25 protein-coding genes and 1 pseudogene are annotated in these 24487 nt (G+C 38.0%); 24 read left to right on the top strand and 2 right to left on the bottom strand.

Features of this window, described 5'->3' with window-relative positions:
• Positions 1–51: 51 nt before the first annotated feature.
• The 24 genes and pseudogenes from GI584_RS15740 to GI584_RS15625 form a co-directional block, all read left to right on the top strand.
• Positions 52–1332: pseudogene (locus GI584_RS15740) on the top strand (O-acetylhomoserine aminocarboxypropyltransferase/cysteine synthase family protein); the annotation flags it as partial.
• Between the two features lie 169 nt (positions 1333–1501).
• A complete protein-coding gene (locus tag GI584_RS15735; protein WP_100359826.1) occupies positions 1502–2614 on the top strand; it encodes a sugar ABC transporter substrate-binding protein in 1113 nt (370 codons plus the stop codon).
• Positions 2615–2729: 115 nt separating this feature from the next.
• Positions 2730–4220 carry a sugar ABC transporter ATP-binding protein gene (locus GI584_RS15730; protein ID WP_100362462.1) on the top strand — a complete coding sequence of 497 codons (1491 nt, stop codon included), beginning with the start codon at positions 2730–2732 and terminating at the stop codon, positions 4218–4220.
• The gene (locus GI584_RS15725; RefSeq protein ID WP_100359827.1) at positions 4217–5230 is read left to right on the top strand and encodes an ABC transporter permease; all 1014 of its coding nucleotides are present in this window, start codon (positions 4217–4219) and stop codon (positions 5228–5230) included. Before GI584_RS15730 ends, GI584_RS15725 begins: the two co-directional genes overlap by 4 nt.
• A gap of 11 nt (positions 5231–5241) precedes the next feature.
• A complete protein-coding gene (mtnK, locus tag GI584_RS15720) occupies positions 5242–6456 on the top strand; it encodes an S-methyl-5-thioribose kinase (RefSeq protein ID WP_153791796.1) in 1215 nt (404 codons plus the stop codon).
• 84 nt (positions 6457–6540) lie between these two features.
• Entirely contained in the window at positions 6541–7602 is a 1062-nt protein-coding gene (gene mtnA / locus GI584_RS15715) for an S-methyl-5-thioribose-1-phosphate isomerase (RefSeq protein WP_153791795.1), read from the top strand.
• 31 nt (positions 7603–7633) lie between these two features.
• Positions 7634–8443: a class II aldolase/adducin family protein gene (locus GI584_RS15710; RefSeq protein ID WP_153791794.1), complete on the top strand. Its 810-nt coding sequence runs from the start codon at positions 7634–7636 to the stop codon at positions 8441–8443.
• The gene (locus GI584_RS15705; RefSeq protein WP_153791793.1) at positions 8444–9982 is read left to right on the top strand and encodes an aldehyde dehydrogenase family protein; all 1539 of its coding nucleotides are present in this window, start codon (positions 8444–8446) and stop codon (positions 9980–9982) included.
• Positions 9983–9991: 9 nt separating this feature from the next.
• On the top strand, positions 9992–10312 hold the full coding sequence (locus GI584_RS15700) for a BMC domain-containing protein (RefSeq protein ID WP_153791792.1): 321 nt from the start codon (positions 9992–9994) through the stop codon (positions 10310–10312).
• Between the two features lie 26 nt (positions 10313–10338).
• Positions 10339–10629, top strand: a complete 291-nt coding sequence (locus tag GI584_RS15695; RefSeq protein ID WP_100359833.1) for a BMC domain-containing protein — start codon at positions 10339–10341, stop codon at positions 10627–10629.
• On the top strand, positions 10626–11021 hold the full coding sequence (locus GI584_RS15690) for a BMC domain-containing protein (RefSeq protein ID WP_153791791.1): 396 nt from the start codon (positions 10626–10628) through the stop codon (positions 11019–11021). Before GI584_RS15695 ends, GI584_RS15690 begins: the two co-directional genes overlap by 4 nt.
• Complete coding sequence (locus GI584_RS15685; protein WP_100359835.1) at positions 11014–11286, top strand: BMC domain-containing protein; 273 nt, start codon at positions 11014–11016, stop codon at positions 11284–11286. The genes GI584_RS15690 and GI584_RS15685 overlap by 8 nt, the downstream gene beginning before the upstream one ends.
• 144 nt (positions 11287–11430) lie before the next feature.
• Positions 11431–11709, top strand: a complete 279-nt coding sequence (locus GI584_RS15680) for a BMC domain-containing protein (protein WP_100359836.1) — start codon at positions 11431–11433, stop codon at positions 11707–11709.
• A 14-nt stretch (positions 11710–11723) separates the two neighbouring features.
• Positions 11724–12392, top strand: a complete 669-nt coding sequence (gene pduL / locus GI584_RS15675; RefSeq protein WP_153791790.1) for a phosphate propanoyltransferase — start codon at positions 11724–11726, stop codon at positions 12390–12392.
• A gap of 29 nt (positions 12393–12421) precedes the next feature.
• A complete protein-coding gene (locus GI584_RS15670; protein ID WP_100359837.1) occupies positions 12422–12679 on the top strand; it encodes a EutN/CcmL family microcompartment protein in 258 nt (85 codons plus the stop codon).
• Between the two features lie 34 nt (positions 12680–12713).
• Entirely contained in the window at positions 12714–14045 is a 1332-nt protein-coding gene (locus GI584_RS15665; protein WP_153791789.1) for a CoA-disulfide reductase, read from the top strand.
• Positions 14046–14064: 19 nt separating this feature from the next.
• Positions 14065–14898 carry a CoA transferase subunit A gene (locus GI584_RS15660; RefSeq protein ID WP_153791788.1) on the top strand — a complete coding sequence of 278 codons (834 nt, stop codon included), beginning with the start codon at positions 14065–14067 and terminating at the stop codon, positions 14896–14898.
• Positions 14892–15614, top strand: coding sequence for a CoA-transferase subunit beta (locus GI584_RS15655; protein WP_100359840.1), 723 nt, complete (start codon positions 14892–14894; stop codon positions 15612–15614). The genes GI584_RS15660 and GI584_RS15655 overlap by 7 nt, the downstream gene beginning before the upstream one ends.
• Before the next feature lie 117 nt (positions 15615–15731).
• The gene (locus GI584_RS15650; RefSeq protein ID WP_153791787.1) at positions 15732–16769 is read left to right on the top strand and encodes a BMP family lipoprotein; all 1038 of its coding nucleotides are present in this window, start codon (positions 15732–15734) and stop codon (positions 16767–16769) included.
• Between the two features lie 155 nt (positions 16770–16924).
• Positions 16925–18424, top strand: a complete 1500-nt coding sequence (locus GI584_RS15645; protein WP_153791786.1) for an ABC transporter ATP-binding protein — start codon at positions 16925–16927, stop codon at positions 18422–18424.
• Positions 18417–19472 carry an ABC transporter permease gene (locus GI584_RS15640; protein WP_153791785.1) on the top strand — a complete coding sequence of 352 codons (1056 nt, stop codon included), beginning with the start codon at positions 18417–18419 and terminating at the stop codon, positions 19470–19472. The genes GI584_RS15645 and GI584_RS15640 overlap by 8 nt, the downstream gene beginning before the upstream one ends.
• Positions 19473–20396, top strand: a complete 924-nt coding sequence (locus tag GI584_RS15635) for an ABC transporter permease (protein ID WP_153791784.1) — start codon at positions 19473–19475, stop codon at positions 20394–20396.
• A 16-nt stretch (positions 20397–20412) separates the two neighbouring features.
• The gene (locus tag GI584_RS15630) at positions 20413–21075 is read left to right on the top strand and encodes a sulfite oxidase-like oxidoreductase (RefSeq protein ID WP_100359845.1); all 663 of its coding nucleotides are present in this window, start codon (positions 20413–20415) and stop codon (positions 21073–21075) included.
• Positions 21075–21791, top strand: a complete 717-nt coding sequence (locus GI584_RS15625) for a nucleoside phosphorylase (protein WP_153791783.1) — start codon at positions 21075–21077, stop codon at positions 21789–21791. The genes GI584_RS15630 and GI584_RS15625 overlap by 1 nt, the downstream gene beginning before the upstream one ends.
• A 370-nt stretch (positions 21792–22161) precedes the next feature.
• Here the strand turns inward: GI584_RS15625 and GI584_RS15620 are convergent, their stop codons facing one another.
• Together GI584_RS15620 and GI584_RS15615 are read right to left on the bottom strand one after the other, a co-directional pair.
• Positions 22162–23328: an aminotransferase class V-fold PLP-dependent enzyme gene (locus GI584_RS15620; protein WP_153791782.1), complete on the bottom strand. Its 1167-nt coding sequence runs from the start codon at positions 23326–23328 to the stop codon at positions 22162–22164.
• Position 23329: 1 nt separating this feature from the next.
• Positions 23330–24415, bottom strand: coding sequence for a methionine biosynthesis PLP-dependent protein (locus GI584_RS15615; RefSeq protein ID WP_100359848.1), 1086 nt, complete (start codon positions 24413–24415; stop codon positions 23330–23332).
• Positions 24416–24487: the final 72 nt, after the last annotated feature.

The raw sequence follows: 24487 nt of genomic DNA, 5'->3' as shown, positions 1-24487 counted from the left end.
TGTTATGATATTTTTAATTATCTCACCTTAAAAATAATTGGGGGGTTCAATATGGGTGATAAACATTTGGAAACATTATTATTACATGGCGGGCAATCACCAGATCCCACTACAGGTTCAAGAGCTGTTCCGATATATCAAACAACATCTTATGTTTTTGAAGATACAGAGCATGCTGAGAAACTATTTTCATTACAGGAAAACGGCAATATATACAGTCGTTTAATGAATCCGACACTTGATGTGTTTGAAAAGCGTATGGCGCTGCTAGAAGGTGGTGTTGCAGCTGTTGCGACTGCTTCTGGTATGGCAGGTATTGCAATGACTGTGTTGAATATCGCTTCAGCAGGTGACGAGGTTGTTGCCGCCACCAATATTTATGGTGGTACATATAATTTATTTTCTATCACATTACCACGTTATGGTATTAAAGTTCACTTTGTCGATCCAACTGATCCACAAAATTTCAAAAAAGCAATTACACAGAAAACAAAAGCTGTCTTTGCGGAAACAATTGGAAATCCAAGTTTGCATGTCCTAGATATACCGGCAGTTTCACAAATTGCACATGAAGCAGAAGTTCCATTAATCGTAGATAATACTTTTGCTTCCCCATATGTATGCCGACCAATCGAACAAGGTGCCGATATTGTAGTTCATTCTGCAACAAAATGGATTGGAGGACATGGAACATCCATTGGCGGGATCGTTGTAGATGGAGGTAAATTTGATTGGAATTCACCAAAATACCCTGGGTTTATAGAATCAGACAGAAGTTATAACGGTATAGTATACGCCAAAGACTTTGGTGATATTGCTTTTGCCACTAAATTAAGAGTGCAATTATTACGAGATTTAGGAGCATGCTTAAGTCCATTCAATGCCTTTCAATTACTGCAAGGGTTGGAAACTTTAAATCTCCGTGTACAAAGACATAATGATAATGCTCTAGAATTGGCGAAAAGATTGGAAGGGCACCCGGCAGTGTCGTGGGTTACTTACCCAGGTTTAATATCACACGCTTCTCACCAATATGCTAAGCAACATCTAGAAAATGGCTTTGGCTCAGTGGTTGTTTTTGGGATCAAGGGTGGTAGAGAAGCAGGAAGTAAATTAATAAACAATATGGAATTATGGTCACATCTTGCAAATGTCGGTGATGCAAAAAGTCTGATTATTCACCCGGCAACAACAACCCACTTACAATTATCAAAAGAAGAGTTAGAAGCAACTGGTGTATCCGAAGATATGGTACGGCTGTCTGTAGGGTTGGAAAATATAGATGATTTATATGAAGATCTAGATCAATCATTGCAAAAAGCTACAGGGCTTGTACCTGATGCAACAGTTCATGATACACAACAAGATGGATCAGAAGATATTGTTAATCGTTTAACAGAAGAAGTTATCAAGAGGTTACAGAATAAGAGAATCTAACAGGGTACTTCATACTTATTAGAATGTAAGTATGTTGATCATAAAATAATAGGGGGTCTATAGAATGAGAAAGAAAAAAATATGGTTGTTGGCACTTGTTACAAGTCTTTTGATTGTACTTGCTGCATGCGGAGATCAAGAGAAGGATGCTGCAACAGATGGAGCTTCCAGCGATTCGAGAGATTTAGAGGGAGTCCCGGAAGCATTTCAAGCAGATGATCCATTAGAAGTGATGGTTATTCGTAAAATTGGTGGGGATGATCATACTCAACAATTTTTAGCCGGAGCACAGCAGGAAGCAACGGCGCTAGGAATGAAAGTAGATACGTTCTCTGCCAACGGTGATACGGCAAGCTTTCATGACACTATTTCACAAGCAATTAACCAAGGATATGATGGGCTGATTATTTCACATGGTGACGATGATGCAACTGTGGAATTAATTCAGCAAGCAAGAGATAATGACATTGAGGTAGTTGCATTTGATACAAATGAAGGAGCTCTAGAGGTTGATGGTGTAACACTTACCTCTCAAGACGATGAAGAATTAGCATCACTTGCATTAGAAAAGTTAGTTGAAGAGCATCCAGAAGCTGATATTGGTTATCTTTGGGTAGATGGTTTTCCACCAATGGTAAGAAGAAATAATATTTTTGAACAAGTATTAGAGGAAAATCCTGATATAAATGAAGTAAAACGTTTTGGTGACGCACAGGACCCACAAACTAAAACACAAGAAGCGGTTGGGGCATGGTTAACTGAAATACCTGAGGGAGAGCTTGACGCAATTTTTGCAACTTGGGATGCTTTCGCTGTTGGTGCAACTCGCGCTTTGAAAGAGGCTGGTAGAGAAGAGGTTGACATCTATGGTATTGATGTATCGAATGCGGATCTACAATTAATGCAAGAAGAGAATAGTCCATGGAAATACACTGCAGCAGTTGATCCAAAGCTTATTGGTGCTGTAAATGTACGTCTTTTAGCGAAAAAATTTGCAGGAGAAGAAACACCTGAAACAGCATCCTTGGAACCATCGATCATTTCACAAGAAGAATTAAATTCATCTGGTGAAGAAGTTAATATGGAAACTTTAACAGATGTTGTTGAAGGATGGGGAGAATCGGATCAATTTGAGGAAGAATGGATGACAACTCTAAGAGAACACCATTCTAATTAATCACAAGAAGATAGAAAGTAAATGCCTACCTATTAGTCTAGCTTTCTATCTTCTACATCATAAGTATAATCCGTAAAAAAGGCGGGTGATCTAATTGGCAAAAGCTGCACTACATATGGAAGGCATAACAATTGATTTTCCTGGAGTCCGTGCACTTGATCACGCTCAATTCAGCATGAATAAAGGACATGTTCATGCGTTGATAGGAGCTAATGGAGCAGGTAAATCAACGTTAATGAAGGTGTTATCTGGTGCATATACCCACTATACTGGTGCGATTTATTTAGATAACAAACAAGTGAACATTCAATCTCCGCAAGATGCTAAAGATTTAGGGATTCAAATTGTTTATCAAGAGGTAGACACGGCATTAATTCCTTATTTAACTGTAGGCGAAAACATTATGTTAAATGAAATGGTTAATGGGATGAAAAAAAAACAGTTTGTTAATTATTCATTCATACATCATGAAGCTTCAAAATTGTTAAATCAATTAAATATACATCTATCATCTCGTCGTCTTGTTAGTACATTGTCTTTAGCAGAAAAACAAATGATATTAATTGCACGCGCCATATCGAGAGATTGTCGCTTTTTAATTTTAGATGAACCTACAGCACCATTAAGTAACGCAGAAACGGAGCAATTATTTGCGATTGTACGTCAATTGCGAGCAAATAATGTAGGAATCATTTTTATTTCACATAGGTTACAGGAATTGTTTGAAATTTGTGATGAAATCACTGTCATGCGTAATGGACAGTTTGTCAGCTATGACCGTATTACAGATGTGACAATCAATAGTATTGTAGAAAATATGTTAGGAAAAACGATGGATGAGCAATTTCCTAAAGTTACGCGCGAAATTAAACAACCAATTTTCAAAGTGGAACATTTGCGTGATGATGAAAAGGTTGAAGACGTTACTTTTCATGTTTGCGCAGGTGAGGTAGTTGGTTTAGCTGGATTAGTTGGAGCAGGTAAAACTGAAATATGTAAAGCTTTATTCGGGGAATCTGGTAAAGTACGCGGAAATGTCCAGTTACGAGGGGAAGTATTAAACATACGAAATCCTTATGATGCAGTTAAGTATGGTCTTGCTCTTGTACCAGAAGAACGCCGAAAAGAAGGGATTCTTGTAGGGGAAAATGTTACAACAAACTTGACGTCCGCTAACCTTTCGTCATTTGTAAATCGTTTTTCGTTTTTGAATTTTAGAAAGGAAAAAAAAGCATCGATAGAAATGGTAGAAAGTTTAAGCGTTAAAACGCCATCTATTGAAACGAAATTAGCAAGCCTTTCAGGAGGTAATCAACAAAAAATTGCGATTGGTAAGTGGCTGATAGCAGATGCAGATATTTATATCTTTGATGAACCGACAAAAGGTGTTGATGTTGGTTCGAAAAAGGACATTTTCACTTTAATACTCGAATTAGCCAAAAGAGGAAAAGCGATTATTTACGCTTCAAGCGAATTAGCTGAAATCATAGGTATAACAGATCGCTCCTATGTCATATATGATGGCAAAGTAGTCAAAGAATTAAAAACAGCCAAAACAACAGAAGAACAGTTATTATTTTATTCGACAGGGGGAAGGGACTCATGAGTGTAAGTTCTGATACGTCTAATCAACTTTCTTCTCCAAAGAAAAAAAAGAAGTCATTTGATTTTTTTCAATTTTTATATAAATATGGTACGATTTTAACCATTTTTTTACTAATTGTAATTTTTTCTATTGCCAACCCAGCCTTCCTACAATGGAGTAACATTGAGAATATTTTACGTTCCATATCGATTGTAACCATTATTGCTGTAGGCTTAACGATATCTTTATCTGTGAATGGCTTTGATTTATCAATTGGATCTGTAGCATCTTTGGCAAATGCAGTGGTTATTTCCATGTTTGTTTGGTATTCACAACCTACATTAATTTCCATTGTCGTTGCATTATTGGCAGCAGTGTTAGTAGGCTTATTAAACTCCTTCTTAATTGTCAAAATGAGAATACCAGATATGTTATTAACGTTAGCAACAATGTTTGTCATTCAAGGAGTAGCCTTAACTTATACAAGAAGTGCTACTATTTCTGAAAATATGATTATGCCTGATGGCAGTTATTCTGAAGGAAACATTACCGAGGCATTCTCTTTACTAGGAAAAGCACCATATATCATTATTATTATGTTTGTCATTGTATTTATCGTGCATATTTTTCTTACCTATACGAAGCACGGTCGTTACATGTATGTAATAGGGGGCAATGAGGAAGCGGCCAGGTTATCTGGTATCCCAGTTAATAAATATAAAGTGTTGGCTTACGTGTTATCTGCGCTTTTAGCAGCAATCGGTGGTATTGTGCTTGCATCGCGTGTCATGCAGGCTGAAATCAATGCTGGTGGAAGTTATTTAATGGATGCAGTGGCAGCGGCATTTATTGGATTATCAGTATTGGGTGCAGGTAAACCAAATGCATTTGGCACGTTTGTAGGTGCTGTGCTTATTGGTATATTGGCAAACGGACTTGTAATGATGTCGGTACCTTATTATGCAATGGATATAGTAAAAGGTGGAGTATTTGCTTTAGCCTTAGCGATAACCTACTACAAATTAAAATAGGGGGTATAAACATGACGGACTTTTCAAGTGAATATTTTACGATGAATGAAGAGCAAGCAGTCGAATATGCAAAAGAAAAACTGGATTATTTCAAACCGGATGCTGTTTTAACTTGTAAAGAAATTGGTGATGGTAATCTTAACTATGTTTTTCGAATTGTCGATGAAAAGAATGGCGATTCTATTATTCTAAAACAAGCTGGTCCGGTTGCGAGAATTTCTGATGAATTTAAAGTATCTCCTGATCGAAACCGGATTGAAAGTGATATATTAAAAATTCAATATGATTATGCACCAGAGTATACACCAAAAACATATCAATATGATCCGATTATGAACTGTTTTGCAATGGAAGATTTATCTGATTATGAGATAATGAGAGCAGCACTGATTAAACATGAAACATTTCCGGATTTCGCAGATCATATCACAACATTTATGGCAAAAACATTGCTGCTAACTTCCGATGTTGTGATGAATCATAAAGACAAAAAAGCATTAGTAAAAAGTTTTATAAATCCAGAATTGTGTGAAATAAGTGAAGACCTGGTTTATACGGAACCTTTTTATGATTGTGAACGAAATGAAGTCTTTCCTACCACACTTCCATTCATTGAAAAAGAAATTTGGGGTGACCAACAACTGCAGTTAGAAACTGCGAAATTAAAATTCGAGTTTATGACTAATGCCCAATCACTTATTCATGGCGATCTTCATACTGGTTCCGTATTTATCAAAAAAGGCAGCACAAAAGTGATTGATCCCGAGTTTGCTTTTTATGGTCCAGCTGGTTATGACATCGGTAATGTGGTTGCTAACCTGATTTTTGCTTATGCTAATGGTCAAGCAACTATTACAGATGAAAAGGAAAGAGAACAGTTTACTTCTTATATTTTAAATACAATTAAAGATGTGGTTGATCTTTTTAAAGAAAAATTTAATACGTTGTGGAATCAATCGGAAAAAGATCTTGTCGCTACTTACGATGGTTTTCAATCGTATTATATCGATAACATATTAATGGATACGGCAGCAGTCACTGGTTTAGAGTTGTGTCGACGTATTATTGGACTCGCCAAAGTAGCGGATATTACATCGATCGAACAAGAAAATGCACGGAAAAGAGCTGAAGAATCTTGTTTAACTGCCGCTAAACAGTTTATTATCAACCGAGCTGTATTTAACTCAGGAACTGACTTTGTCAATCAAGTTAAACAAGCTTTTTAATTGATAGGATCTCTAATATATTACGAGATTACCAAAAAAGTATATGATTCTACCATATAATTAAGTGGGATAGGGGGAGATGAAATGTCGGAACACGTTACTGTTATTGAATCGGTCAAGCTTGATGATGCAAATGATGCAATCATTTTGTTAGATCAGACACAGTTACCAAATAAAAAAGAGTTTTTACATTTGAAAACCGTAGACGATGTTTGGGACGCTATCTATCAATTAAAAGTAAGAGGTGCTCCAGCTATTGGAATTGCTGCTGCATATGGAATTTATATAGTAACCAAAAACAGTAAGGCCACAAGTTTTGATGCATTTTATCAAGAATTTAAGACAGCAAAGGAAAAATTAGCGTCGTCACGTCCGACAGCAGTTAATCTATTTTGGGCTTTAGATCGGATGGAAGCAAGGCTTCAAAATGAACAAACTGGAACGATTACAGAAATCAAAAACGCTTTGAGAGAAGAAGCTGATTTAATCAAAAAAGAAGATCAAAAGGTTTGTGAAGCAATTGGATATCATGCTCTTGAGGTACTAGAGCCAGGATGGGGCATTCTCACGCACTGTAATGCTGGGACTATTGCTACGGCAAAATATGGTACAGCTTTAGCACCGATTTATTTAGGGCAAGAACGAGGATATGATTTTAAAGTATATGCTGATGAAACCAGACCATTATTACAAGGAGCTCGTTTAACAGCTTGGGAATTAAATGAAGCAGGCGTTGATGTCACCCTAATATGTGATAACATGGCATCCATTGTCATGAGCCAGGATAAAGTCCAAGCAGTACTGGTAGGGTGTGATCGGGTGGCAGCAAACGGTGATGCGGCTAATAAAATCGGCACATCAGGGGTTGCTATTTTAGCGAAGCATTATGGTATTCCTTTTTATGTTTGTGCTCCTATGTCCACAATAGACTTAAATACTGAAACTGGCTCAGATATTGAAATTGAGTTACGGTCTGAAGAAGAAATCAAAACGAAATGGTACAGTGAACCAATGGCGCCAGCAGATATAAAAACATATAATCCGGCATTTGATGTGACGGATCATTCCTTGATTACAGGGATCATTACCGAGAAGGGAATTGTATCTCCTTCATATAAAGAAAATTTAACGAAAATATTTGAATAATAACTTCGCAATTAGGAAGGGGGGATGTGCATTGTATCAAAAGAAATATTATAGCGATTTTGAAGCCAAAAAGTGGATCGTAGAAATCGGAAATCGAATTTATCAAAAGAATTTTGTTGCTGCCAATGATGGTAATATTTCTGTACGGGTTAGTCCTGACACGATTTGGACAACACCGACAGGGGTAAGCAAAGGTTTTATGACACCTGACATGATGGTGAAAATGCGTCTAGATGGTACGATTATAGCAGGTAACCGGAAGCCATCTTCTGAGGTGAAAATGCATTTAAGAGTCTATCGGGAAAGTGAAGAGACTAACGCAGTCGTCCATGCTCATCCACCGATGGCAACCTCTTATGCGATCGCTGGCATTAATTTAGAGAAACCAGTATCACCGGAAGCTGTTGTCCTGCTAGGAAGAGTACCAGTTGCACCATATGCAACCCCAAGTACAGAGGAAGTACCTGATTCCATTACACCATTGATAAAAGATCATCATGCCGTACTCTTGGCGAACCATGGTGCTTTAACGTGGGGAAGAGATTTGTTTGAAGCGTATTATCGAATGGAATCACTAGAGCATTATGCATTGATGTTGACCTATTCTACAAACATTTTAAACAAAGCGAACGAATTAAATTGTAATCAAATTTCAGATTTAATTGAAATGCGAAACAAAATGGGAATTAAAACCGGTGGTGTTCCACCTTGTAAGGTACCCGATCAAAATCCAGCTCAAAATCAAACCAGCAATCAAACAAAGGAACAAGTCATCCAAAATATTGTAGAAAAAGTTACAAGACGAGTGATTGAACAACTTCAGAAAGGAGGTTCATTGTAGTTGGAATTAAATGAAAAAGACATTCAAACGATTATTGATTCAGTATTAAAAAATGTTGAGGCAGCAATCGATCCAAAAGAAACCCAGCATACTGGTGGACAAAAACAGCAGCACATGAAAATGAAACAACTTTCATCTGCTCTAGGTTCTAATCAGTCCTATGCTGTTAGTCATCGCAGTAATCAGAATGGTGTATTTGATAGCGTAGATGATGCCATTGAAGCTGCTCAGGTTGCCCAGCAAAAGTGGATGAATCAATATAAATTAGCCGATAAAGAAAACATTATTCAAGCAATAAGACAAGCAGTAAAAGAGAAAGTACAGTATTTTGCAAAAACAGCATTAGAAGAAACAGGGATTGGTAATTACGAAGATAAAATAGAGAAACTTTCCCTTACCGTAGAAAAAACGCCAGGTACTGAAATACTTGAAACAGAAACTTTTTCCGGTGATGATGGGCTGACCTTTGTTGAACAAACGCCATTTGGAGTGATAGGTGCTGTGACCCCCGTTACCAATCCGATTGATACAATCGTCAACAACGGAATTAGTATGATCGCAGCTGGTAATGCCGTTGTCTTTAACGTTCACCCATCAGCCAAAAATGGTTCTCGTGAGATGATACAGCTTTTAAATCAAACCATTGTAAAAGCTGGTGGTCCGGAAAACCTGCTTACAATGGTGAAGGAACCAACCATTGAAACAGTTCAAAAGATTGCTAACCATTCATCTGTAAAACTATTAACAGGTACTGGTGGTCCTGGTATGGTTAAGAGTTTATTACGATCTGGTAAGAAAGCGATTGGCGCTGGTGCAGGAAACCCTCCTGTTATTGTTGATGAAACTGCCGATCTGTCTCAAGCTGCAAAAGATATCGTAGAAGGGGCATCTTTTGATAACAACCTTTTATGTATTGCAGAAAAAGAAGTGTTTGTAGTAGACCAAGTAGCCGACGATTTAATTTTCGAATTGTTAAATCAAAATGTCTATATGTTGGATCATCAACAATTAGAAAAAGTGATGAACCTTACGCTCAAAGAGAATACCGAGGGCATACCAGGAGGCTGTTCCTATTTATCTAGAGAATATTTAGTAGCAAAAGAATGGGTCGGTAAAGATGCTTCACGTATTCTTGAACAAATAGGGGTCACAGACGTTCAAACTAAACTATTAATCTGTGAAGTTGATGCCAATCATCCTTATGTACAACTGGAGCAATTAATGCCGATCCTTCCGATTGTAAGAGTGAAATCAATAGATGAAGCAATTGAAAGAGCTGTAGCTGCAGAGCATGGCAATCGACATACAGCAGTTATGCATTCGAATCATATTGGCAATGTAACCAAATTCGCTAAATCGATTGGTACTACTATTTTCGTTAACAATGGCTCCTCCCTATCAGGAGTAGGGTTCCGCGGCGAAGGTTTTACAACGATGACGATTGCTGGACCAACTGGTGAAGGTGTAACATCAGCAAGAACTTTTACAAGACAACGGAGAACCGTAATTGCTAGTGGCGGATTTAACATTAGAGGGTAGGTGAAGCTGATGGGAGAAGCGGTGGGACTATTGGAAGTCTTAGGCTTTAGTGTAGCCATGACAGCAATGGATCAAGCTTGTAAAGCAGCAAATGTAAAGATTGAAGCAATGGATTGTAATAATCCAACTACAGGTGATCAAGCATTGATCCCCGTAGTAGTACAAGTTAAATTTACTGGTAATGTATCCGATATAAAGGTTGCATTAGAAACTGCAAGACATGCAGCTAACCAATACATTGATCAACAAGATATCGTGACAAGGTTTCTTTCTCATCAGGCACCTGGTCTCGAAAAATTATTAAATACAGGCAAAGTAAAGCGTCCATAGCAGTCTAGTAAGTTAGGGGAATATACATGAAAAGATCATTAGGATTGATTGAAGTAATAGGAACTGTGACAGCAATGATTGCTATTGATGCCATGAGTAAGCATGCTTTTGTTGAAGTGATCAAGGTAGAAGAAGCAGGTTCAGGATTATTAACTATTATGATTGAAGGGGATTTGGCGTCTGTCCAGGCCGCTTTGGAAGTTGGGGCAACACAGGCTTCCCATCATGGAGAAGTTGTCACGATGAAATCTATTCCTAAACCCGACGACAAAATGTATGGCAAGCTGATCCCGGATAAAGAAGGTGATTCTGCATGAAACAATATGAAGCTATTGGTGTGATAGAAACAAAGTATTTTGCAGTTGCCATGGAGATGTTAGATCAGGTTAGCAAAACAGCCGGAGTTGAATTTTTGTCCAGTCATAATCAGTTAGGTGGTAAATTAGTTTCACTTGTTATCGGTGGTTCCATATCTGATGTATCTCTAGCCGTTGATACTGCCAAGCAAGTTAACCAGACCAAGCAGGATCAACCGTTAAAGAATGCAGTGGTGATTACGAATCCACACCCTGAAATATTAAAGTATGCTATTCCGAGTAAACCTACTAAACAAAAGCGGTCAGTAGCAAAGAACCAAACAACAAGAAATACAAATACAACGAAAAAGCAAACAGGTAAAACATTAGAGGAGGAAGAAAATCATGAGTGATTCATTAGGAGTAATTGAAACAAGAGGGTTAACAGCATCAATTGAGGCAGCAGATGCTATGTTAAAGGCAGCAAATGTAGAAGTGGTAGGCAGTGAAAAAATCGGTTCTGGACTAGTGTCCGTGATTATTAAAGGTGATGTCGGAGCTGTTAAAGCAGCAACCGAAGTAGGAGCAGAGGCAGCGGGACGTGTCGGAGAAGTTGTAGCTGTACATGTTATTCCACGTCCACATAGCGATGTTAATAAATTATTAAAGCTTTCTTAAGATAAAGTGAGACTATGATCAGGGTGTTACCGTCTGTTATCCCACACTTTAGCTTCCTCGATTTACGTGAAGCTTGAAGTGGTGGTCTTACAGACGATTAGCACCGTGACAAATTCAAAATTATATTAATATGGAGGTATTCACATGAGTGATTCATTAGGAGTAATTGAAACAAGAGGATTAACAGCATCAATTGAGGCAGCAGATGCTATGTTAAAGGCAGCAAATGTAGAAGTAGTAGGCAGTGAAAAAATCGGTTCTGGATTAGTTTCCGTGATTATTAAAGGTGATGTTGGAGCTGTCAAAGCAGCAACAGAAGTAGGAGCAGAGGCAGCAGGACGTGTAGGAGAAGTTGTAGCTGTACACGTTATCCCACGCCCACATAGTGACATTTCTAAATTGTTACCTGAATTTAAATCATAAAGGGCTGATCCAGCATGAAAGATGATCGAAAGTCAGCATTGTATCTTGCAATAACAGAGGCCGTGATGGAAGAAATCAAAGCCAATCAGATTGAAGTGGTACAGGAAGAGAGTTTGTTACGTGTACCAGTTAGTATTTCTGCAAGACATGTTCATTTAGAAAAAGTGCATGCTGATATTTTGTTTGGTAAAGAGTACGAATTTCAAAAACATCGTGATATTTCTCAACCAGGTCAATATGCTTGTGTAGAACAAGTGACGATTGTTGGTCCAAAGTCTTCGATAGAGCGCGTGCGGATTGTCGCCCCTCTTAGACGACAAACGCAAGTGGAGGTATCTCGAACAGATGCCATTAAACTTGGAATCCAGCCACCTGTCAGGCATTCAGGAGATGTAGCAGGCTCTGCGCCTATTACTATAATAGGTCCAAAAGGCAAAATACATTTAAAAGAAGGATGTATTATCGCAGACCGTCATATTCATATGTCTCCAGCAGATGCCAATACTTTCGGAGTAGCAAATCATCAAAAAGTTCAAGTAGAAGTGGATGGAGAAAAAGCAGGTGTTATGGGAAATGTCACTATTAGAGTAAGTGAGAGGTATGCATTAGATATGCATATAGATACCGATGATGCTAACGCTTTTGCAATTAAGGGTACGGAATACTTAACGCTAATCAAGTAATGCCTATCCAACTTTTGGAGGTATATCAAATGGTAATAGGTAAAGTAATTAATCGTGTGGTATCAACACGAAAATATGAGACGTTACAAGGCTACAAGTTATTAGTGATTGAGCCATTTAATGGCGTAGATAAGGAATGGTTTATAGCAGCAGATACAATTGGTGCAGGTGAAGGAGAACTTGTGTTAGTAAGTTTTGGTAGTGCTGTTCAACATGCATTGCATCAACATGCACCAATTGATGCAGTTGTGGTAGGTATTGTTGATCAAGCACCAGATGGTCTATAAAAATGTAACAATATACGAATAGGAGACCTGTGTCATGAAACTAATCGTTATCGGTGGTGTTGCAGCTGGCATGTCAGCTGCTTCCAAACTGAAAAGAGTTGATCAAAATGCAGAAGTAACTGTTTATGAAAAGGGAGAATATGTTTCTTATGGAGCGTGTGGTCTTCCTTATTACGTATCTGGTGAAAATGATGACCATACTAAAATGATCGCTCGAACGAAGCAGCAATTTGAGCAAAAGGGTATTAATGTAAACATCTTTCATGTAGTTGTAAAGGTTTCTCCAGATAGAAAGCAAGTAATGGTTAAAAACGTTAAAACTGGCCAAATGTTTTTAGACCATTATGATAAATTACTGATTGCCACCGGGACGTCGGCAATTGTTCCACCGTTTGCTGGCTTGGAATTAGCAAACATTCATGTATTAAAAACAATGGAAGATGGCCTGTCTTTAAAAGAAACAGCACATCAGCCACATGTTCGAAATGTCGTCATTGTTGGTGGAGGCTATATCGGAATCGAGTTAGCTGAAGCTATGCATGGTCTAGGGAAAAATGTTCGCATTATTGAGCAAGCAGATAGAATATTATTGCCTTTCGATCAGGAAATAACAGATATAGCAACAGAGCATTTACAAGAAAATAATGTTGCTTTACATGTTAATGAAAGAGTGGAAGCATTCAGAGGCAGTCAAACGGTTCAGCAGGTTTTAACAAGTAAAGGTACATATGAAGCAGATCTGGTGATTTTATCGATTGGTGTTCGACCGGCGACAAAATTTTTAGATGGAACTGGTATCCAGCTAGCCGAAAATGGTGCGGTGGTGATTGATCGAGAAATGAGAACTAACCTTAAAGACATTTATGCAGCAGGTGATTGTGCACAAGTCTACCATTATGTGAAGCAGGAGAATACCTATTTACCTTTAGGGACAAATGCGAATAAGTGTGGCCGTATAGCTGGTGAAAATATTGCAGGTGCACACCGTAAATATATTGGTACATTAGGGAGCGCTGCTGTCAAAATCATTGATATGGAATTAGCTCGGACAGGCTTATCTGAACAGGAAGCTAAGGATTTAGCGCTTGATTATACAACTGAATTTGTTCAGGCCGCAAATCATCCTGGCTATTATCCGGGACAGACTCCACTTTGGATTAAAATTATCTGTGAACAACGAACGCATCGAATTCTCGGTGCTCAAGCAATAGGACAGGAAGATGCCGTGCTTCGTATTGACATGTTTGCGATTGCTATCCAAAATAATATGCCTGCAGATGAATTAGGCATGACGGATTTATGTTATGCGCCACCTTTCGCGGGAGTTTGGGATGCAGTCCATATCGCTAGCAATGCTGTGAAATAAGTAAACGGGGGTGAACAAGATGAAGAAACAAACAACCATACAAACTGCTGTTTCGGAGGTTAACGATTATGCAACATTAGCATTAGGTGGTAATGTATTACATCGTGCACCAATGGCATTCGTAAGAGAACTTGCACGTCAAAAAAAATCACACCTTCGTTTAGTAAAAACAGCTGGTGCCCATGATATCGACCTATTATGTGCAACAGGTACAGTAGATACGGTTGATGCGGGATTTGTCAGTTATGAAACGCTATACGGCCTACCCCCCCATTACCGTAAGGCAGTACAGTCAGGAAAGGTGAAAACGAATGAACATGCATGTTATACGGTAATCAGTGCGCTAAGAGCAGCATCAACCAATGTTCCGTTTATGCCGGTAAATGGATTAAAGTTCGGTGATCTGATTGAACGTAATGATTATTTTGTTGTAGTGGAAGATCCTTTTACAGGTGAGCCGGTTACTTTAGTTCGAGCAATTGTTCCAGATGTAGCAGTCATCCATGTCCAAGAATGTGACGAAGAAGGTAATGCTATTATTCACGGACCTAAATATGAAGATGTCTTAATGTCAAGAGCGGCGAAAAAAGTAATGATTACAACCGAACAAATTATTTCTCGATACAAATTGAAGCAGCAACGTGAGCGGATTGATATTCCAGGATTTTTAGTGGATAAGATCATCCACGTACCAAAAGGAGCCCACCCTACCTCTTGTTATCAGAAATATGACGTCGATGACAGAGCATTAAAAAACTTCTTATCCTTAAAAGAAAGGCGGGAAATAGAGAAGTTTATTGATCAATATCAGCAACAGGATCATGCAGTAGGAGGGAGAGCAGTAAGATGGTAAATGACTATCGTATCAGTGATCTAATGACATGTGTGATAGCAGATATGCTTCGAGATGGTGAGACAGTTTTTCATGGTGTTTCATCACAGATGCCAATGGTGGCTATGCACCTAGCTAAGCAATTGCACGCACCAAATCTAGTACATTTAAATATTCCAGGTGGTGTCAATCCGAGTTCGATAAAAAAAGCTTCTTACTCCTCAGCTGGTGCAGATCTAGTTGAAGAAGGTGAGGCATATTTTGGATTAGATGAAATATTTGATCTTTCCATGCGTGGAAAATTGGATGTAGCTTTCTTAGGCGGAATTCAATTTGATAGGCACGGGAATATCAATGCTTCGGTAATAGGTGACTATGACAAACCCAAGGTGCGATTACCTGGAGGTGCAGGGAGTGCAGTGTTAATACCGACAGCCAAGAAGGCGGTTATCTGGCGTACTAAACACGACCCGAGAACATTTGTGGAACAAGTAGATTTTGTAACAACTAGAGGCAACCTGTGGAAGATAGTCACACCATTATGTGTGTTTGTTTTCCGAAATGGTCAATTAGAATTGGACACTATTCATCCTCATACAACTATCGAAGAAGTTCAGGAACAGACAGGATTTCCTCTTATCTATCATGAAATACGTTATACAAAAGCACCAACAAAAGAGCAATTGCAAACTTTAAAACGAATAGATCCATATGATTATCGATCTGCTGAATTTTAATTGTCAGAATTTATCGAAAATTGGTTGATTTTATATGGAATGTTCATTATAATCACTTTAGTTACGACGAAAAATAGAAATATATCATAATAACTACTATAGAGGGGGCGTTATTAAGTGAAGAGGAGTTTATGGTTTTTGATAGTAACAGGATTACTAGTTTTATCCCTTGTTGCATGTGGGACGGAAGATACTTCTGATACTGGAAACTCTGAAGAGGGTGCAGAAGCTTCTGAAGATGCAAAGCGTGTAGCAGTTGTATTAACTGATCAGATCGGTGTAAATCCGTTTTTTCAACAAATTGCTGATGGGGCAGAACAAGCTGCAGAGGAAACTGGTCTAGAGGTGAATGTTATTGAGTCTTCCGATCCGACGGAAACAAAACAAAATTTAGAGGTAGCAGTTGCAGATGGATATGATTTTATTTTAACTGCTACATTTGATGCAGTAGATCCTTTAACAGAAGTAGCTCAAGCGAATCCAGATAGAGATTTTGCTATTATTGATGCTATAGTTGATCTCCCAAATGTAAAAAGTACGGAATTCCGAGAATACGAAGCTAGTTATCTATTAGGAACAGCAGCAGGCCTTTCTACAGAAACCAATACTGTAGGTATCATTCCTGCTGAAGATATCGCATTGCTAGATAAATATATTGTAGGCTTTCAAGAAGGTGTTGCAGCTGTAAATGAAGATGCAGAAGTATTGGTAAACTATGTGGGTAGCTTTGAGGATCCTGCAAAAGCAAAAGAAATTGCGTTGCAGCAACATTCTAATGGCGCTGACTTTATTGCGGCAGCTGCAGCCGTTAGTGATCTAGGCGTATTTGAGGCAGCAGAAGAAGCTGGATTCTATACCTCTGGACAAGATATTGATAGAACCGTTGAAAATCCCGATCATGTCGTGTTATCTCAGTTGAAGAATACAGACGTCGTAGCATACGATTTTGTAAAAGAGTATGGAGAGGGAGTTTTTACAACAGGTGTTCAATCGTTTGGCTTAGCTGAAGATGGAGTTGGTCTGACATTTGTAACGGCGGATTCAGAAGCACCTTTACATGATTTCATCGGACAGGATACTATCGATCAGGTAATCGAAATTAAAGACCAAATCATATCAGGTGAGGTTGAAGTAAAGAATCCTCTTGAGCAATAAGATGATGATAGGGCTGCTTATAAAAGCAGCCTCTTATTTTATAAATAAAGGTGATTGTTCACTTAATCACTTGAAAATGAATAAACAAAGGGGAAAAAAGCTGGCTGGTGGAAGAGTTATCATGTAAGATTTAGTTTTCTAAAGAGGGTGAGGATTTGTTAGAACTTCGCGGAATCACAAAAAAGTATGGTGAGTTTACAGCAAATGATCAGATTAATTTTTCCTTGGAAGAGCAAGAGATTCATGCAGTAGTTGGGGAAAATGGTGCTGGTAAAACAACGTTAATGCGAATGTTATATGGAATGGAAGAACCGACTAGTGGTGAAATCTTTGTACATAATGAAAAAAGAAATATTGATAGCCCAAATGACGCGATTGCCTTAGGTATTGGTATGGTACACCAACATTTCATGCTCTTTCCATCATTTACGATCTCAGAAAATGTTGTTTTTCATCATGAACCAAGAAAGAAATGGCGTTATGATAGGGAGAAAGCGGTTGAAGAGGTTGATCAGCTAGCAAAAAAATTTGGTATGGGCATAAACCCTATGCAAAAAATTGCTGATGCGCCTATAGGAATACAACAGCGTGTGGAAATTTTAAAAGTATTATATCAAGGAGCAAATATTATTATTTTGGATGAGCCGACTGCCGTTTTAACACCATTGGAAGTAAAAGATTTATTGAATAGTTTACGAGATTTGGTGAAGATGGGCAAAAGTATTATTTTAATCACACATAAGTTAAATGAAGTAATGGAAGTCGCAGACCGCGTTACGGTATTACGTGATGGTAAAGTAACAGGAACTTTAAAAACAGAAGATACAAATACAGAAGAATTGTCACGTTTAATGGTTGGTAGACAGTTACAAAAAAAAGAACTACCAGAAATAGATACTGGTGATAGCATATTGGAAGTAAATAATCTTAATGTTAGCGATTCTGATGAAAAATCGTTATTAACAGACATCTCTTTTCAGGTTCGTCAAGGAGAAATCGTAGGAATTGCCGGTGTTTCCGGAAATGGACAATCCGAACTAACCCAAGTCATTAGCGGCTTACTAAAGGTTTCAGATGGTTCCATCCGTTTAAATGGTCAGGAAATTTCGAATCAAAATGTAAGGGATATCAGAGATACAGGTCTCTCTCATATACCGGAAGATCGTTATTTATGGGGGGCGGCTAAATCTGCAAGTTTGCTAGATAATATGATCATGACTAATTATCGAAAGCACCCCTTCCATAAGAAAGGAATATTAAACTTTAAACATATTCGGACTTTTGTAGCGGATAGTTTAAAACGATTTAATGTAAAAGCATCATCGATTGATATGAATGCGCAATATTTATCTGGAGGGAATCTGCAAAAGCTGATTGCAGCTAGGGAAATTCAGAAAGGTGCTCCGTTTTTACTAGCAGCTGAACCTACCAGAGGCGTGGATATTGGGGCAATGGAGTTTATCCATGAACAAATTATCGAAAAGCGCAATAATGGTGATGCAGTATTACTCATTTCCTCAGAATTATCTGAAATTCTTGCTTTGTCTGATCGTGTTTTAGTTATGTATGAAGGAAAAATAGTAGGAGAATTTGATAGAGAAAATGTAAGTGAAGAGAAGCTGAGCTTACTGATGGCAGGGGGTACATATGAATAAAATAAAAATGCATATATCCGGCATCATTCAACCATTAATTGCAATATTCGTCGGACTAGCAGTAGGGACGATTGCCATCCTTTTAGCTGGAGAATCCATCATCAATACATATCGAGAAATGTGGAATGGTGCATTTGGCAGTATATATTTTTTGTCTAATACACTGGAGCGATCCATCCCAATTATCCTTGCAGGTTTAGGAGTAGCCTTTGCTTTTCGCGCTGGTTTCTTTAATTTAGGTGCAGAAGGTCAACTTGTTATGGGGGCTGTAACAACTGCAATTGTTACTGTCTATTTACCGTTTCAAGGTGTTCTCAACCCGATAGTAGCTATTACAGCTGGTATGTTAGTAGCAGGCTTGTTATCTTTTTTTGCTGGATGGATGGAGCAAAGATTTCAAATAAATTTATTAATTTCAACATTACTGCTTAACTATATTGCTGTGCTTTTTGCCGGTTATTTAGTTAGTGAACCATTCCGAGACACTTCGAGTGCCGGAGGTGTACCGCAGTCTGTGATGGTAGATGAAGCTAGTCGTTTACCTAAGTTATTAGAGGGTATGAATGTACATTTTGGATTTGTTCTGGCAATTATACTGACATTTGTACTTGCCTTTGTGATTAAGCGTACCACTTTTGGATATGAGGTAAGAATGCTTGGTCAGAATGTGTTTTTTGCTCAGTACGGTGGTATTAAACGGAAAAAAGTAATGTTTATCAGTATGCTTATTAGTGGTATGTTGGCAGGACTAGGTGGAAGTGTAGAGGTAATGGGGATGCACTATCGTTTTATTGAAGGTGCATTGACAACACCACAGTTTGCCTGGACTGGGCTGATGGCAGCTTTATTAGCTAATTCTAATCCAATAGGTACGACTGTTATAGCTATCTTTTTAGCAGCCTTGGATACAGGTTCTTTAGGAGTGGAGCGGAATACAGATGTACCGAATGCAATATCTGATATTATTCAGGCTGTCTTAATTTTATTTATTTCGGCTAAGTTTACCTTTGCATTTATTAAATCTAAGAAGAAAGAGGGGAAAAAATAAATGGAAAATTTATTTGATTTATCACTAATAAATTCAACTATTCGAATGATGGCCCCTCTTTTATTAGCAGGACTCGGTGGAGCGATTTGTGCGAGAGTAGGAATATTTAATGTTGGGCTCGATGGTTTAATGTTAATAGCGGCATTTATTGGTGTAGCAGCTAATGTGTTCACAAATAACATCTGGATTTCAATTCTGTTAGCCATCATTGGTACTATGTTATTTTCATTATTGTTTGGTTACATGATCATTCACTTAAAAGCCAATATGATTGTTACTGGTATTGCGCTAAACTTTTTGGCGATAGGTGTGACAACCTTCGCACTTAGAACAATATTTGGAGTTCAAGGTGCATATTACAATAATGAAATGGTAGGATTGCCAACATGGAGAATTCCGATTATTGATGATATACCAGTAGTAGGAAACTTGCTTTCCGGTCAGTCACCAGTTGTTTATCTGGGGATTATAGCTACCATTGGAATGTACATCTTTTTAAAGAAAAGTGTTTTAGGTTCTCATTATGATGCAGTTGGTATTAATCAAGTAGCAGCTAAAAGTCAAGGGGTTAAAATTAAAACGATACAATATCAAGCTATTATCATATCGGGTATCTTATGTGCCCTTGGCGGTGTACAGTTATCTCTTGGACAAGTTACAATGTTTAGTGAAAATATGACTGGTGGTCGTGGCTTTATTGCATTAGTAGCAACCATGCTAGGTCAATCTAATCCGATAGGTGTATTCTTAGCAGGTGGTTTATTTGGTTTTACGGAGGCTATTAGTATTCGTTTACAAGGTCTAAATATTCCAACCAACTTTACTTTAATGCTTCCATATGTAATTACGATTTTAGCAATGTTTGTTTTTAAAGACAGAACTCAATTAAGTGCGATGAAAAATAGTCAAGGAAGTTCGCGTTAATACAGGAGGGATAGAAATGAGAAAAGCAGATCGATTAAAAAAAGCTAAAGTACCACCACGTAATGAGAAATACGGGGATCGTTTACCCTCTGGACAAACGTTAACAAAAAAGTTTCCGATCCTTCATGAAGGTGAAGTGCCGGAATATGATATCAGTAAGTGGTCATTTAAAGTATTTGGTGAAGTCGAGGAAGAAAAAAAATTTAGTTATGATGACTTGATGAAAATGCCACAGACAACGATTGTCCGCGATATTCATTGTGTAACAAGATGGTCTAAATTTGATAATAGTTTCACTGGAATTAAGTTCACCGACTTTTTGAAAGAAATTGGTGTAAAAAAGAATGTTAAGCATGTCATGGTATACGGTGACTATGACTATGAAAGTAATATGCCGCTAGAAGATTTATTACACGATGATATTCTAATTGCTCATAGTTATGATGGTCAGCCATTAACCCCACAACATGGGTATCCTTTTCGATTGATTGTACCGCATTTATACTTTTGGAAAAGTGTTAAATGGATACGTGGAATCGAATTTATGGAGGAAGATCGACCAGGATTTTGGGAACGTAATGATTTTCATAATTATGGGGATCCATTTAAAGAGCAACGTTTTTCTGTTGAGGATGCATATATGCCTGAAGATGAATGGCAGAAGAAGGAGTATGATTGATGTATTTATCTAATTTAAAAGTAGAATCAGACCAGTTACCAAAGAAAGCTATTGTATGTGGTGATCCTGATCGTGCGACACTGATTGCAGAATCGTTAGATAATCGGCAACTATTAGCAAAGAATCGGGAGTATTATACGTATGTCGGTTATTACAGAAATGAATACATTGCAGTTGTCAGTCATGGAGTAGGTTCACCCGGTGCTGCTGTATGTTTTGAACAACTAATTCAAGGTGGAGTAGGTGAATTGATTCGAGTTGGTACTGCAGGTTCATATCAAAAACAAGTAGAACCAGGTAGTTTAGTTGTTAGTACTGCAGCAGTAAGAACAGATGGACTAACCAGTCAAATTGTACCGGATGGATTTCCAGCAGTAGCAGATTTGAAAATAACAAATAACCTTGTAGCTGAAACAGAAAACCTATATTTTCCAACTTTTTCAGGTATCACTTTGACGTTGGATGTATTTTATCAAGGAGTTACTCCATTCCCGCATCAACAATATCAAGCGGCAGGAGTTTTGGCTGTTGAAATGGAAATTGCTGCATTGTATACTATTGCAAGTATTCGTAATGTAAGAGCAGGAGCGATTGTTGCTATTGATGGCTATGCTGATGCTGACTTATCTGTTGATTATAATCCGCATACAGATCAAATGAAAAACGCCATTGATCAAGCAGCGGAGATAGCTTTATCTGCTTTAACGAACGCGTAGAATATTAGGCATACTACGGAAATGAGAAATCACTTTATGCTGAGCACTTGAGCAGCCTGTAAACAGTAGCTACGTTTTTTATGTAGACAATAAGCTTTCCAGAAATACATGTACATAAATTGCCCTAGGTAAATTTAGGTTGAGGGTGGACATTTGTTCGGTTATTTGTGACAAAAGTTCCGCTTTTAGGGCGCCCGCGGACATCTATTCCGTTATTTATCGAAAATAGCAATCATTTTAACCAAAATGAATAGAATAAGGGATTAAATGTCCGCTCCACAATGGTTAGCACCAAAACAAACTTTCATTAGTTTAGAGTAGTTATCTACATCGAATAACAGGACTAGAGCAGGGGATTATCAAGTTTTACTTACAATACCCCTGCTTTTACTGTTAAGGCATTTTTAAAGTCTTCGATAAGATCTTCTGTATTCTCAATTCCGACAGATAAACGAAATAGTCGTTCACTAATACCTCTAGCTTCTCTTTCTTGCGCAGGCATAGCGGCATGGGACATAGTGGCAGGATGAGATAAAATAGATTCAACAGCACCCAGACTAACTGCAAACACAGGAATAGTTAATTGTTCCACGAAGTTTTTGGCATCTACATGATCTTTTATAACAAAAGATAAAACAGCACCTGGACTACTAGATTGTTTAGCATGAATAGAAGCACCGGGATGATGACGTAAGCCAGGGTAATATACATTTTCAATTTCATCATGTGAATGGAAGAATTCAGCTAGTTTTCGAGCTGATGATACACTTTTAGTGAACCTTGGTTCTAATGTTTTCATTCCTTGCAATAATTGATAGCAATCTTTAGCACCAAGAATTGCACCATATGTGTTTTGAACAAATTTCAGTCTAGCGGCCAGGTCTTCATTTTTAGTAACAGCTAAACCGGCAACAATATCACTATGACCAGATAAAAATTTAGTGGCGCTATGTAAGACAATATCGACACCAAGATCTAGTGGTTGTTGATGCAAAGGGGTCATAAATGTATTATCTAAATACGTTAAACATTTGCATTCCTTTGCAAGCTGAACTACTTTATTGATATCGGTAATTTGTAATAACGGATTTGCTGGTGTTTCCATGTATATAACCTTTGTATTTGGCTGAATCGCTTCTTCTATTTCTACTGGATTTGTCATATCAACAAAAGTATGTTCAATCGAAAATTGCGTTAATAATTGCGTGACAAAACGAAACGTACCACCGTAAACATCCTTAGTGATGACAATGTGGTCACCAGATTGTAACAGCATAAAAGCAGAAGATATCGCAGCCATACCAGATGAGAAAGCAAAACCGGCTGTACCATTTTCTAATTTTGCAATGGCTGCTTCTAACTGGTCACGCGTAGGATTACCAGAACGACTATAATCATAATCACCAAACTCATTTAGTTGCTGTTGGTGATAGGTTGATGATACATAAATAGGTGGGTTAACCGCACCTGTATGTTTTTCGTGAAAGCCTTGCTGACTGCCTCCATGTGCAAGTGTTGTTTCTTTTGAATATCCCATTTTAATTTCCTCCTAATGCTTGTTGAATGTCTCGTTTTAAATCTTCCACATCCTCAATCCCAACAGAAAATCGAAGTAATGTATCACTAATTCCCCGTTTTTCCCGTTCATCTTTTGGTATATCTGCATGTGTCTGGGTTGCTGGATAGGTAATAAAGCTCTCTACTCCTCCTAAACTTTCAGCAAATGATATAATTTTTAACTGTTCCAGAAAAGGAGAAACTATGGATTTATCCAGTACACGAAAACTAATCATGGCTCCTTTCCCAGGATAGAGAACATCTTCGACTAATGGCGATTCTATTAAAAACGCTGCCAATTGCCTGGCATTTTGTTGTTGCTTTTCAAGACGAAGGGATAAGGTTTTCATCCCTCTTATTAAAAGCATCGTATCCATCGGCGACAGTACAGCTCCAATGGCATTATGGAGATAGGTTAATCGTTCACCTAATTCCACATCCTTTACTACGACTAATCCAGCTAGTACGTCATTATGTCCGCCTAAATATTTGGTAGCTGAATGAATAACTATATCTGCACCTTGTGTTAATGGCTGTTGTAAATAGGGTGTGTAAAATGTGTTATCTACGATTAAAAGCACCTGATGTTTCTTTGCCAGTGTGGCTATTTTCTCAATATTGATTTCCATTAATAGTGGGTTAGTTGGTGTTTCAATGAAAATAGCTTTTGTATTTTTATTAATGTACTGCTCCATTTCGTCTGGATCTGCATATACTGGTTTAATGTTATAAGATTCTTGAAAATGCTGAAATAATCGATAGCTTCCACCATAAATATCTTCAGTTACGATAATTTCATCTTCTTGTTTGAATAAAGAAAAGACTAATTGTATGGCAGCCATACCTGAAGAACATGCAAATCCTTTTGAACCCTGTTCTAATGTCGCGATCGCATCTTCTACAATTTCTCGTGTAGGATTTGCTGTGCGTGTGTAATCATAACCTGTTGACTGTCCCAGAGATGGGTGTTGGTATGCGGTCGAAAAATAAATAGGGGCTTCTACTGCACCGGTACGCTGATCCTTCCGATTGCCTATTTGCGCTAGCACTGTTTCAATATTGTTCATTTTTGCTACATCCTTTCTAAAATAAAAAAGAGGTCTTCGATAAGTAGAAGACCTCCTTGATTAAGGTTGCAT

Source organism: Gracilibacillus salitolerans, assembly GCF_009650095.1.
In the GTDB taxonomy this organism is placed as follows: domain Bacteria; phylum Bacillota; class Bacilli; order Bacillales; family Amphibacillaceae; genus Gracilibacillus; species Gracilibacillus salitolerans.
The sequence above is the reverse complement of the archived record's forward strand: the minus strand, read 5'-3'. Positions and strand labels throughout refer to the sequence as shown.